Below are 12,813 nucleotides of genomic sequence, written 5' to 3' on the forward strand. Positions count from 1 at the left end.
AATGTTCAACAATGAAACATTCCGCTTTGGCTCTGCTGATAGTTCCGATGCTCTGGCGATTGAAGATGCTGGCATGTTCGAGCAAACTCCATCGTCCATTTTTATCGGTTACTTCCAAGGTCGCCCGATATTTTACAATTCACCAGCAGGCATGGTCGTGACCGGCGGTGCTCGCTCAGGCAAGATGACGACGTTTCTAGCAAAGAATTTGCTCCCTGGCACGTGCAAGCAAACCCTCTTGGTCCTCGATCCAAAAGGGGAAGGCGCGTATCTGAGTCAGGACCAGACACCGGATCAAAAGTTCTGCGCTTATTGGAACCCGGCGGCGCTCCACGGGCTTCCCGAAGATCGCATCAATCCTTTTGGACATCTGCGGATCGATAGCCCAACTTTGGTTTCTGATACCAAAGTAACGTGTGAGAATTTCACGCCAAATTCGGGCTCGCCTCAAGGCGCGTATTTTGAGGGACGTGCCCGCGAAGTGGGTGAAGCGTTCTGCCTGTTCCTCGCTGAAATCAACGGTGTTGTTACGCCGCCCGATCTTTATCTGCTCATCAATCTCATCGCCCTGAACAATGATGCGTGGCTGGATTTTGCTTTTGCCATGAGCGAGTCGCGGTTTCCGCTGGTTCGGCGGATCGAAGAAGAAATCGCTGCAAGCCGCGAAAACCCTGGAGCTGGCTGGCAAGGCATTCTCGGCGAACTCTACAAGTCATTTTCCTGCTTGTCCGATCCTATCCTTATGGAGTCGGTGTCACCGCCCTACACAATGTCGCTGGATCAGCTCTGTGACAGTGATCAGGCGTGGCAGGTCTACTTGATGCCGCCCGCAGAGTTCATCTCTGCGTGGTCGCCGATCATCAAGTCCATCTTTGTCTGCGCCATGGCGCATAAATCGCGAGCGCCATCCGCGCCGCGACAAGTTTGGTTCTTGGATGAATGCGGTCAGTTGGCCAACGGTGTTTCTGGTGGGTTTCCGCTTGTGCCGCTCATGTTCACCTACGGTGCTGGAATCGGGATAACGCCGGTTTGTCTGTTCCAGACAAACGAGCAAATGAACGGGCTGGCGAAAAACGCATCCGCTTTGATCAGTTCCAGTGCTGGCTGCCGGTTGATGTTTGCGATCCGCGACATGCCCAGCGCGCAGGAAGCCAGTCGTATGCTGGGCAAGCAAACGCTCGTCTACGACGATACGCTGAGGCAATCTCAGGCTGCGCACGAACGGCGCAGCGCTCTGCTCGGTCTGCTCGCTGGCCGTGACCCCGTATCGTCGATCCTCTCGATGGCTCAAAAACGCAACGAAACAGCGCATCAGGCAAAGCAGCAGCGTGATTTGATGACGCCTGACGAAGTCATGCGCATGCCTGCCGACAAAGCGCTCCTGTTCGCCGATGGTCTCCGCCATCCAGCTCAGATTGATCGTAGGCCTTACTGGACTGAGCTAGGGCAAAACTTCCATCCGAACCCTTACCATCCGCCCTTGGATCGCGTGCAGCTCATGACCAAGCGCGGCCCAGCAACACGCCGCATCATTCGTGAGCCGGTTCCCAAGCGCTTTGAGCACTACCCGCAGTATCGCGACGGATTCTGGTCGCGGGTTGAGGAATAGAGTCGATGGTAAAGCAACCCCGATCAAGACTGTCTTATGCGCACGAAAGCCCTGAGCTACGCGCGCAGAGCGCTCTGTACAGGCAGACTGATCCCGTCGCCCAGTACTTCAATGCAGCGAGCGATGATCGCGAGGCGCGGCGCGAAGCGTTCAAGGCAAGGCGGCGCGGTGAAACCATGGTTGAGCGAGAGCGCCCGATGCCAGAGCTCAAGCCATCGCCTGAGCTCGCCGCCGATGTTGATCGCCAGGCTTACCTTTCGAAGCTTTCTGCCGAACATGTGCGCTCAGAACATGCAGCCCTGCTTCTCGAAGCGCGGCGCGCTAAGGCTGATCTCCTGCGTGATGATGACAAGAACAAGTCGCTTCAGGCGGATTTACAGGCAGTCGGTGCTGACCCGCAGAAGAACATGAAGGCGCTGTTCAAGCTCCATCGCCGTTTCAAAGAGAATATCCGAGACTTTGAGCCGCATAAGCAAAACGCCCGCGCGATTGGGAGAAAAGCCCAACAAATCACACGAAGCCAATAAACCAGAAGGAGAGCAATGGCATGTCTGAACAGCCCAAAGAACAAAACCGTCCAATCGACAAACACCGTGACGGAGCCATCGAGGTTGCGATTTGGCGGCGTGAGACCGAAAAGGGATTTGTCTTCAATACCGAACGAACACGATCTTATCTCGATCAGGATGGCAACTGGCAGAAGACCAACGTGATCCCTGAACGCGATCTATTGAAGGCGGCGCGTCTGGATGAAAAAGCCTATGAGACCATCCAAAACTTGCGCGAGCGGGAGCGCGATGAGGCGCAAACCCGCTCGCCAAGCCGCAAACGCCAACGGTCACAGGACTATGATCGATGAGGCGTTTTTTGCGAAGGAATTGGAATCCGTGATATAATTAGGGAATAGCGATCATTGGAAAGCCGCTCTCAGCGTGCCTTTCAGGTGTATCGCAAAAAAACGCGGACTGACCGGTGGTTGGTCGCGTCAACATCTCAGACACGCACGTGCCCGAACGTTCCACAGCCCTGTGAGAGCGAACCGACAAGTCTTGCCTGCAATACAAGGATCGAAACAATGAAACATAGCAAAAACATCGACGCTCCCGATCTGTCTGAGGCATTGGACAGGGCCGTTGGTCTTGGCCATGGAAGTCACCTGGAGATCGATCTCGACCACTATCAAAGCTACCTCGATGATCCGTCCTTGTCGGCTGATCAGAAGGAGGAGATCATCGGCGCGTTGTGGATGATCATCAGCGCCTTTGTGGAACTTGGCTTTGGCGTGCATCCTGCCCAACAAGCCTGTGGAAAACCACAATCAAACCTTGATCGGGTGGCAAAATCGGAGTCCACTAAACATAAGCAAGACAAGAACAACCCAGACACAGACGCGCCCGCCATTTAGCGAGAGGTGCGAGAAAGAGAGGATTCATGGGTATCCCAAAAATAGAAACGCAGCAGGTCTCAGCGCTCATCTATTGCCGCGTCTCGACAACCAAGCAAAAGCTGACCGGATCAGGCCTCGACAGCCAGGAACACCGCTGCCGCCAATACGCGGAGAGCAAGGGCTATAACGTCGAGATGGTCTTTCCTGATGACGCGTCGGGCGGTGGAGACTTCCTCAAACGCCCCGGCATGTGCGGGATGCTGGCCTATCTCGATGCGCAGCGCGGCAAAGATTACGTCGTCATCTTTGATGATCTGAAACGCTTTGCCCGCGACGTTGAATTTCACATTAAGCTGCGCCGTGAATTCGCCAATCGCGGTGCAAAGATCGAATGCCTGAACTTTTCTTTCGAAGATACGCCTGAAGGAAAATTCATTGAAACGATCATCGCCGCACAAGGCGAGCTTGAGCGCGATCAAAATCGCCGCCAAGTCAAACAGAAGATGACCGCGCGCGTAGAGAAAGGCTATTGGGTCTTTCACGCGCCAACGGGGTATAAATTCACTACGGATCGTATCCATGGAAAACTACTCGCGCCGGATGAACCGATTGCGGACTATCTGCGCGAAGCCCTGACCGGATATGCCAATGGTCGCTTCCGGTCTCAGGCCGAAGTTCAGCGCTTTCTTGAAAGCAAGCCCGATTTCCCGAAAGACCTGCCGAACGGCAAGATCAGGGCCTGGAAGGTCACCAAGATACTCAAGAACCCGATCTATGCGGGGTATGTGCAGGCCAAGAAGTGGGGCGTATCGCTGCGGCGGGGTCATCATGAGCCGCTGATCAGCTTCGCCACCTACGAGAAGATTCAGAAGAATCTGGAGGAAGGCGCGCGCGGACCTGCACGCGCTGACTTCAGTGAAGACTTCCCCTTGCGCGGTTTCGTCACCTGTAGCGAGTGCGGGAACCACATGACCGGCGCATGGTCGAAGGGCAAGTACAAGCATTACGCCTACTACCGCTGCATGACACGCGGCTGCTCTCAGAAGAGCAAGTCGGTTGCACGCGCCAAGCTGGAAGGCGGCTTCGAGGATATCCTCAAGCGCCTACAGCCGAGCAATCGGCTGCTCGATCTGGCCATCGCCATGTTCAAAGACGCCTGGAACAGCCGCCTAGAGTTGGCCCAGGCTGAACGGGATGAGTGGCAGCGTCAGGCCGAGGCTGCTGACAAGAGTTTGTTGGAACTCATTGACCGCATGGTCGAGACCAAGAACGCCACAGTCATCAAGGCCATAGAATCCAAGATCGAAAAGCTCGAACGGGAGAAGATCGCGCTTGTCGAAAAGGCCTCTGAGCCGCTGCCAAATGCGGGCAAATTCGAAGAGTGTATTGAACTCTCTTTGCGATTCCTCTCAAGGCCTTGGGATATATACAAAAATGGAAGCTATGCGGTCCGTCAGACAGTGCTGAGACTGGCTTTTTCTGATCCGCTGACATTCACGCCAGAAGGTGTGTATGGAACTCCAAAAACGACCTTACCTTTCAAGGTGTTAGGAGGGTTATCCGGAAAAAAGTGTGAGATGGTGCTGTGAGAGAGGATTGAACTCTCGACCTCACCCTTACCAAGGGCCGGGCCGACAGTTTCCCACGGTATCCGGCGGGCTCTGCGCATAACCTAAACCCCTTTCTTTGCAGGCACTTGGACGCTATAATCGGCTCCGGTGGTATCGGCCCGTAAAGTCGAATAGCCCACTGATCCGTTACCCGAGCGTTACCCCGGAGCCGCAGATGAAGAAGAAGCTGACTGAGATGGCCGTGTCCAAGATCGCACCAGAGGCGGGGCGGCGGCTTGAGGTGTTCGACACGCTGACGCCGGGGCTCGCCCTGCGCGTGACCGAGCGCGGCAAAAAGAGCTGGTCTGTCATGTATCGGGTCGCGGGCCGGGGGCGTGAGGGCAACAGGGGACCGCTCCGCCGGATGACCCTCGGGGCCTATCCCCTGATCGACCTCAAGGCGGCGCGCGAGAGGGCGCGGGCCGCAATCGACCTTGCCGACCGGGGCGACGATCCGGCGGACAAGCGCAAGGATGAGATGCGCCAGAAGGGCGAGCGGGTGTTCGAGGTGATCTGCGCCCGGTTCATCGAGCTTCACGCGAAGGCGCACACCGTCAAGTGGCGCGACACCGAGCGGCTTCTGGACACCTACGCGGTCCCGGCGTGGCGCGGCAAACCCATCGACCAGATTGACCGGGCGGCGGCGCACGAGCTGCTGGACGACATTGCGATGGAACACGGCACCGGCGCGGCGCGCGAGGTGCGGAAGCACATCACCAAGCTGTTCAACTGGTCGGTGGACCGGGGACTGCTGGCTGCGAGCCCGGTGGCCGGGATGCGCCGCCCCGAGCTGGGCTACACGCCGCGCGAGCGGGTGCTGTCGATGGACGAGCTGCGCGCCGTCTGGGCAGCGGCGGGAAAGATGGGATACCCGTTCGGGCCGATGGTGCGGCTGCTGATCCTGACCGCGCAGCGCCGGGCGGAGGTCGCCAACCTTGAGCGCGGATGGCTGCTGCCCGACCAGCAGGCATTCGAGGTCCCGGCCAGCCACTACAAGACCGACCGCCCGCAGGTGGTGCCGCTTTCAGCGCCCGCGTTGGCCATTGTCGAGGGTCTGCCCAAGTGGAACAGCGGGGACTTCATGCTGTCCACCACGGCGGGCAAGCGGCCCGTCTCCGGCTTCTCCAAGGCCAAGGCCCGGCTCGATAAGCTGTCCGAGGTGGAGGGCTGGACGCTGCACGACCTGCGCCGCTCCGCCGCAACGCACATGGCGCGCCTCGGGGTGGCGCAGGAACACATCGAGCGCGTCCTGGGCCATGCGATTGAAGGCGTGGCGGGGACCTACAACCGATACAGCTACCTGCCGGAGAAGCGGGCGGCGCTGGACGCATGGGGGCAGGAATGGGTGTGAAACCGAGGCTGACCAAGGCAGACGTGGCGAAGGCCCGGCAAGCGTTCCATTCGGTCGCTGACATCCCGGAGTGGGAGCGGATCGCAGCCGCCACGTTCGGTGACGATGCAATCGCGCCCGCGACTGCCGCTGGGGCAGCCGCTAAGATTGCGGCGATCTGGTCCAACATGACGCCTGCCGAGCGTGACGAATTCAACCGTGTCCTGTCAGCGCAGGTCGGAGAGATACCGGACACGCTGGCAATCGACGTTGGCGCGGCGGCGCAGATGATTGTCGAGAACGCGAGGGGGCGTGAGGGCAACCCGCCGGATTTCCCCGGATTGCGAGAGGCGGTCCAGACCTTGATGCAGGCTTGGAAGAACCAAGGCGGGACGGTCCAGCCGGGCAGGCTCTACACCACGGATGGCCGACAGCATCCGGGGGAACGGCCCATGCGCCCTACACCGACTGTGCGGTTTGTCGCCGCCGGTGTCTTGCGGGCAATCCCCGAACACTACCGCATGATGAAGTGGCCGGACGCAAAGCGCCGTCTGTTGCATGATTGCTGGCGCCAAGTTGACCAGCTTCATCGAGCGCGGTCGCGCTAATGTCGAGCGTTTCCACCCCCGATTGGCGCGACCGACCTATGGTCTAGGCCCCCGTAGTCTCTCCCCAGATGACGCCATATCCGGGGATAAAGACCATGCCAGACGCAGACACACTGCTGACGATTGAGGAGGTTGCCGTGCGCACCCGCCTCTCCAAGCCCACCATCTACAAGCTGATCCGGCAGGGGGACTTTCCCCGCCAGCTCCGCCTCTGCGCCAACAAGGTTGCGTGGCTTGAGCGCGAGGTCAGCGCATGGGTCGCGGCCCGAGCTGAGGCGAGGACTGCGGTATGAGGGGAGATGAAGAAAACGCCCCCGGCGCGGGACAGCAGACCGGGGGCGAAGGGGAGCATGTCGAAGACAACCCTGACATCATCGGGGATAGTATAGCCCCGGATGGCACCGGAGCCGACCATAAAGACTTGTTGCCTGACGCCGATGCGGCGGTGGGCTTCCTTGAGGCGTGGCGTCCCGGTGGGCCTTGGGTCCTGACCGCGATTGAGGTGGACCCGCCCAAGGGCAGGGACGGCGAGTCCAAGCAACCCCGCATCCCGACCGTGACCCTGACCACGGCTGACGAGGTGCGGCGCTGGGTCCTAGATCACAGCGGCGGGCGCTGGAACCTCTACTTCACCGTGAACGTGACGCGCAAGCCGGTCAGCAAGAAGCCGACCAAGGACGATTTGGCGTCAGCAACGGGCCTCCATGTGGACGTGGACCCGAGGCCGGGAGAGGACTTCGACAGCGAGCGCACCCGGGCGGAGAAGGTGCTGAGGGAATACAGCCCTGCGGCCACGGTCATCATCGACAGCGGGGGCGGGTTCCAAGGCTTCTGGCGGCTGGGCGGGGAGCTGGACCTGCCGGGCGAGCCCAGTGACGAGGCCCGCCACCTGCCCGTTGAAGAGCGGAACCTCAAGATTGAGACGGCCTTGCAGGGTGATAGCTGCCACAACATCGACCGCATTATGCGGCTGCCCGGGACCGTCAACTGGCCCGGGGAAAAGAAGCGTAAGAAGGGGCGCACGCCCGCGCTGGCGCGGGTGGTGTCGGCGGACTGGTCGCGGTCCTACACGCTGGAGGACTTCGAGCGGAGCCAGATGGTGGCGGCGGGCGCTGCCAGTGGCACTGCACGGGTCAGCCTGTCGCAGGACCTGCCCAAGGTGGAGGGGCTCGAAAGCCTGCCCGCCGCCGTCAGTGACCGGACCAAGATGCTGATCACGAATGGCGACGACCCGGACGACCCGACCAAGTATCCGAGCCGGTCTGAGGTCCTGTTCGCCGTGCTGTGTGAACTGGTCAGGGCGGAGGTGCCCGACGATGTGATTGCTGCGGTGATCCTTGACCCGGACCACGGCATAAGCGCCCACGTGCTCGAACAGCCCAACCCGCGCCGATACGCCCAGAGGCAGATCCAGCGCGCGCACGACCATGCGATTGACCCCGCGCTGCGCGAGCTGAACGACCAGTTCACGGTTCTTGAGAACGAGGGCGGCAAGTGCCGCATCCTTGAGTTTGTCGAGATGCCGACTGGCGTGAAGGGCAAGACCCGATCCGTGGTGACGCTCCAGAGCTTCGAGGACTTCCGCAACCGCTTCCTGAACCGCAGCGTGGTGGTCGGACGGGACAAGGACGGCAACGATGTGAAGATGGCCCTCGGCAAGTGGTGGTTACAGAATGCGGCCCGGCGGCAGTTCCACTCTCTGACGTTCCGGCCCCGCGATGGCGAGGAGGTCGGCACCGGCGCAACCCGCCAGTTGAACCTCTGGCAGGGCTTCACCGTCCGGCCCGCGCCGGGCGACTGGTCCCTGATGCGCGCCCACATCCGCGATGTGCTGGCCAGCGGTGACGAGGCGTCCGACAGCTACATCATCCGGTGGATGGCGTGGACCCTACAGAACCCGGATGAACCGGCGGAGGTCGCGCTGACCTTCCGGGGCGAGCCCGGGACCGGCAAGGGCGTGTTCGGCAGGACGATGGCGCAGCTCTTTGGGCAGCACGGCCTGCACACCGGCGGCAGTGAGATGATCACGGGCCGCTTCAACAAGCACTTCCGCGACTGCTGCCTGCTGTTCGCTGACGAGGTGGTTTGGGACGGTGACAGGAAGGCGGAGGCCAAGGTCAAGACCTTCCTGACCGAACCAACGCTTATGATTGAGGGCAAGGGCGTGGACGCGGTGACGTGGCCGAATATGCTGCACGTCATCATTTCGAGCAACAGCGAGTGGGTTGTCCCTGCCGGTCCATTCGAGCGCCGCTATGCCGTGTTTGACGTGTCGGCCACCCAGCGCCAGAGGCGAGACTACTTTGCGCCGCTCTTTGCCGAGCTTGAATCCGGCGGGCTGGCGGCGATGCTGCATGACCTGCTGGAGATGGACCTAGGGCGCTGGCACCCGCGCGAGGACGTGCCGAAGACTGACGCGCTGAACGACCAGAAGTCGCGCGGCCTTGATCCCGTCCACGCGGCGGCGCTCGACATGTTGCGCGAGGGGGCGCTGCCGTCCGACATATCCGCCGACGCGCGAGGAACCGACGCCCGACCCTTTGTCGCCACCGGTGAGCTGGCAGCATTCGTTCAGCGCCAGACCCGGGCCGTGATAACCTCCGTCGAGGTGTCGAAGGTGCTGGACAAGATCGGCGCGGAGAAGAACCGCAAGCGTCGCCCCTCGGGCTACGTCCTGCCGCTGTTGAGCGATGCGCGCGCGACATGGGATGCGCAGCCGGACCTGCCTGCCCAGATTTGGGATGATGCTGCTGACTGGGCTGGGGGAGGTGAGCCGTGGTGAACGGGCCTGATTGCCGAGTTCGTGCCGCTGATTACCGGGTCGGGGCTGTATCCGGTGAGCCCGGTAATGCCTTTCTGTTCGAGAACAAGCCATTAACCGGGTTAGCCGGGTTAGCCGTCCCATTTCCGTTCCCCCAGCTCGCGGGGCCTCTATGCCCAGAGGGCGAGACAATCCGGCGGTTCTGTTTCCGAACTTTATTCCCGGTTAACTCGGTTAACCCGGTTAAGTATAAGAGAGATAAGGGAAAAGTGATTACCGGGTTTAACCGGGTTTACCGGGTTCGTGCCTCGCTGGCCCCTCTGGGCAGTTTGCGTGTGGCATGGGCCGTCGTGGCCGAAACACCGAAACCCGCGTTGTGCGCCCCTCTTAAAAGGCTGCTCCTGATCCTGCGCCCCGCCGAGTTGGTCTTGGTGCTGTGATCCGCGATCCGCCGCGCCGATCCCCTTAGCCTGATCTTGCTGGGCAATGGCCACCCCGCAAGGGTCGCGCGATCTGGCCCCCTGAAAGCCCATATTCGCAGGCGTCTATCCCCGCCTAGAAAGCCACCCCCGGACCGACCGGCAGGGGGTGGCCTGCGCTTATCGCAGTTCCGCGATTGACCGCTGGGTGCCATCTGTTCCGAGAAACTTCCAGTTCCCATTCCAGACGTTTTCGTTGCCATCCACTATCGACTGGTTGAGCTGGTTGAGCGTCGGAAAGCGTTCTCCGGTATCCGGTCTGATCCACTGGCCGCCTTCGACCACGCCGGTGTAATGTTTGCGCTTGTAGTTGCGGAAAACCTCGAAGCCTTCTGCGAAATGGACGCCGCTTCGCCTATCCGTGAGGCCGTTGCCCTTCGGTGTGTCTTTGTTCTGCATCGGTGCGGGTTCGCCGCATTTGAGCAATCGGTTGAGGATGGCGTCCTCCGTGTCTTCCCCCGCCTGCCGCTGTGCCCAGATTGCCGCGAAAACCGCCGTCGATACTGAGATGGTCCTATTCATAGCTTTCTCCGATTCTGCTTACCGTCTATAAATAGCTAATAGTGCTAATTACTGCAAGAGGAGATTTTGATGAGGAAGGCTGCGATCTATGCCCGGGTATCGACCGGCGAACAGACGCCCGAAAACCAGCTTATCCGCCTGCGAGAGGTGGCGGAGCGCGCGGGGTGGGCCATAGTCTGCGAATATGTCGAGACGGCATCCGGGGCCAGCCGCGCGCGGCCCGGACTGGACACGATGGTGAAGGACGCCGCGCGCCGCCGGTTCGACGTGGTGATGGCTTGGGATGTATCGCGCCTCGGGCGATCCCTGCGCGATCTGGTGGACCTATTCGAGACGCTGCGCAGCGTCGGCTGCGACCTCTTTCTGGAACAGCAGGCGCTCGACACCTCGACACCGGCGGGCCGCGCGCTCCTGCAAATGTCGGGCGTGTTCGCTGAGTTTGAGCGGGCGATGATCGTGGAGCGCACGAAAGCCGGGATGGCCCGCGCCCGGGCGCGCGGCAAGCAGATCGGTCGCGCCCCGGCCTCTGACGCGCTGATCGACGCGATCCGCGCCCTGCGCGCGGACGGAATGGGGATGGACCGGATCGCGCGCAACCTGAAATGCGGCAAGGGCCTGAGCCAGAGGGTTTGCCAAGAGTTTGACAAGGAGACGGCAGATGGATGAAGACAGTTTTGACGCGGTGGCGCGCCGCGTGTCGGACGGCACCCCCGGCGGTCCGGCCTATCGCGTCGGCAAGCGTGGATTGGAGATCGTGGAAGAGCTTGCCGCGCGCGGCGTTGCCGAGGCGACGATGGCCAAGGCCCTGCGGATGGGCAAGGATGCCTTTCGCGCTGCGAAGCGGCGCGATCCTGCGGTGCAGGAGGCAATCGACCGGGGCCGCGCGACCGAACACGACAAGCTCGTGGGTGTCCTGCATGATCTGGCGATGGCGGGCCAGTATGTCCCGGCGATGTTCCTCTTGAAGGCCCGCCACGGATACCGCGAGGGCGAGCAGGCCGGAGCGAATGTGAACGTGAACATCGACACCGGCGGCGTTCTGGTGGTGCCGAACAAGATGACGATGGAGGAGTTCCTTGAGGCCCAGCGGCAGGCGGGCTTGTATGACAGCCCAGTCCGGCCCGACACCGTGGAGCGCATCCCCGGACAGCGCACCATCGAGGCGGTGCTGGACCCTGAGACCAAACGGGGTGACTGACTATCGGGAAAAGCTAGTCGGGTTGCGAAGACGGGGTCGCAACAATACCTTCTAACGCTTCTATGATAGCCTGATCCCGCGCCTGTTGCTGCCGGAGCAATTGCTCGATTGTTGCTAGTAGGGCAGCATTGGTTTCGCCGGTTGCCTGAACCGCATCCGCAACGGCGGCGGAAACGCTCTCTATTGCGGCTTGAGAAGTGCCTAAGTCGTTTCCCAATGCCGTTTGCAGTTCGTCTATCTCGCCTCGGATACTTTCGAGAGCCGCGTCCATGACCGCAGAATCCTGCGGAACTCGCCAATACTCAGTATAGGCGATTTGCGCGACCGAGAAGACAACTGCGAAGATGCCGACGAGGATAGCCTTATTGGCGGCCTTGCTGTTCTTCTCTGCTTCTGTCGAGAAATTATCGAGGAACTCTGCCGCCGCAACTTGTAGACCATTCATGATCCTAAGCGCGTTCTCCCCGAAGCCAACGAGATTTTCGAGCCGATCTGTCATGTCGCCCAAACGCTCGTTCGTCTCGTGAGCCGGGTGCGGCGGGAAATCCATTGGCTCAAATGTCGCGGGTGAGGGGGCCCATATACTTGGTTTCGGGCCATAGATGCTCTCAAGGCCCTCGCTCTGTTTGAGAAGGTCTTCGCTGACGCTCCTAATGCCAAGATTCTTGCTGCCGAGAAGACCGCCAAGTGAGCCTTTTAGGCCTGCGAACATGTCGGCCATCTTCGCGCTTTGCTTCTTGTTCTCCGCCTCTAGCACCTTGAGCAAGAAATCCGAATCTGACTGATCTTCGCTTCTTTCGATCTCAGTTTCCTGCTCGAACGACTTGTCATTCGCGAGAAACTCGTGCGCGAATCTATTTACGTCTTCGTCGGTGAACGCGGCAAGTTCGCCTTCTGTCGGTTCGCTCGACTTTTCGCCGTCTCCTTGATCCTGATCTTCGACGTGGCTCTTGAGCATTATTCCCATAAGCGCTCGGATTGCGTCTATTGAGTTCGGCTGATCGCTCTCAAGGTGCTTCTCGATGGCTACGGCAGCGTTGACAGAATAGAAATATACGTCCCAATCTCCGTTATCCTCTGAACGGAAAACCCACTGGGGTTTTATGAGTTCTGACAAGTCCATTCGTAAACTTCGCCTTTTGGGTTGCTTATGTCTGCCGCCTCTCTCTAGTTTACCCAGTCTTCCGAGATTGAACAGCAACGAATACCGCTCTGCCGCCCCAAGCGCTCGCGCTATAGTTGCGCATCCGGGGCGATGGCGACCCTGACAGCGCAGTGGCAGCGCGTCGGCCCCCAAACCTGAGAGGAC

General features: G+C 60.4%; 13 protein-coding genes. 11 read left to right on the forward strand and 2 right to left on the reverse strand.

The window, feature by feature from the left end; translation table 11 throughout:
- Window position 1: 1 nt before the first annotated feature.
- The 9 genes from P1U55_RS04990 (at window position 2) to P1U55_RS05030 (ending at window position 9,326) form a co-directional block, all read left to right on the forward strand.
- Complete coding sequence (locus tag P1U55_RS04990; protein WP_301046424.1) at window positions 2-1,609, forward strand: type IV secretory system conjugative DNA transfer family protein; 1,608 nt, start codon at window positions 2-4, stop codon at window positions 1,607-1,609.
- A gap of 5 nt (window positions 1,610-1,614) precedes the next feature.
- On the forward strand, window positions 1,615-2,136 hold the full coding sequence (locus P1U55_RS04995; RefSeq protein WP_301046425.1) for a hypothetical protein: 522 nt from the start codon (window positions 1,615-1,617) through the stop codon (window positions 2,134-2,136).
- 20 nt (window positions 2,137-2,156) lie between these two features.
- The gene (locus P1U55_RS05000) at window positions 2,157-2,468 is read left to right on the forward strand and encodes a hypothetical protein (RefSeq protein ID WP_301046426.1); all 312 of its coding nucleotides are present in this window, start codon (window positions 2,157-2,159) and stop codon (window positions 2,466-2,468) included.
- Window positions 2,469-2,684: 216 nt separating this feature from the next.
- Window positions 2,685-3,014, forward strand: coding sequence for a hypothetical protein (locus tag P1U55_RS05005; protein ID WP_301046427.1), 330 nt, complete (start codon window positions 2,685-2,687; stop codon window positions 3,012-3,014).
- A gap of 26 nt (window positions 3,015-3,040) precedes the next feature.
- Window positions 3,041-4,585 carry a recombinase family protein gene (locus tag P1U55_RS05010; RefSeq protein ID WP_301046428.1) on the forward strand — a complete coding sequence of 515 codons (1,545 nt, stop codon included), beginning with the start codon at window positions 3,041-3,043 and terminating at the stop codon, window positions 4,583-4,585.
- A 196-nt stretch (window positions 4,586-4,781) separates the two neighbouring features.
- Window positions 4,782-5,957: a site-specific integrase gene (locus P1U55_RS05015; RefSeq protein ID WP_301046429.1), complete on the forward strand. Its 1,176-nt coding sequence runs from the start codon at window positions 4,782-4,784 to the stop codon at window positions 5,955-5,957.
- A complete protein-coding gene (locus P1U55_RS05020) occupies window positions 5,948-6,544 on the forward strand; it encodes a hypothetical protein (protein ID WP_301046430.1) in 597 nt (198 codons plus the stop codon). The genes P1U55_RS05015 and P1U55_RS05020 overlap by 10 nt, the downstream gene beginning before the upstream one ends.
- Before the next feature lie 95 nt (window positions 6,545-6,639).
- Window positions 6,640-6,837, forward strand: coding sequence for an AlpA family transcriptional regulator (locus P1U55_RS05025; RefSeq protein ID WP_301046431.1), 198 nt, complete (start codon window positions 6,640-6,642; stop codon window positions 6,835-6,837).
- On the forward strand, window positions 6,834-9,326 hold the full coding sequence (locus P1U55_RS05030) for a primase-helicase family protein (RefSeq protein ID WP_301046432.1): 2,493 nt from the start codon (window positions 6,834-6,836) through the stop codon (window positions 9,324-9,326). The genes P1U55_RS05025 and P1U55_RS05030 overlap by 4 nt, the downstream gene beginning before the upstream one ends.
- Window positions 9,327-9,904: 578 nt before the next feature.
- Here the strand turns inward: P1U55_RS05030 and P1U55_RS05035 are convergent.
- Window positions 9,905-10,306: a hypothetical protein gene (locus tag P1U55_RS05035; RefSeq protein WP_301046433.1), complete on the reverse strand. Its 402-nt coding sequence runs from the start codon at window positions 10,304-10,306 to the stop codon at window positions 9,905-9,907.
- Between the two features lie 69 nt (window positions 10,307-10,375).
- On the opposite strand from P1U55_RS05035, the gene P1U55_RS05040 reads away from it, so the two are divergent.
- Window positions 10,376-10,972, forward strand: coding sequence for a recombinase family protein (locus tag P1U55_RS05040; protein ID WP_301046434.1), 597 nt, complete (start codon window positions 10,376-10,378; stop codon window positions 10,970-10,972).
- Window positions 10,965-11,504, forward strand: a complete 540-nt coding sequence (locus P1U55_RS05045; protein ID WP_301046435.1) for a hypothetical protein — start codon at window positions 10,965-10,967, stop codon at window positions 11,502-11,504. Before P1U55_RS05040 ends, P1U55_RS05045 begins: the two co-directional genes overlap by 8 nt.
- A 13-nt stretch (window positions 11,505-11,517) precedes the next feature.
- On the opposite strand, the gene P1U55_RS05050 is transcribed toward P1U55_RS05045, so the two are convergent.
- Window positions 11,518-12,627, reverse strand: coding sequence for a hypothetical protein (locus P1U55_RS05050; RefSeq protein ID WP_301046436.1), 1,110 nt, complete (start codon window positions 12,625-12,627; stop codon window positions 11,518-11,520).
- Window positions 12,628-12,813: the final 186 nt, after the last annotated feature.

This window comes from Vannielia sp. (assembly GCF_029212645.1).
Classification (GTDB): Bacteria; Pseudomonadota; Alphaproteobacteria; order Rhodobacterales; family Rhodobacteraceae; genus Vannielia.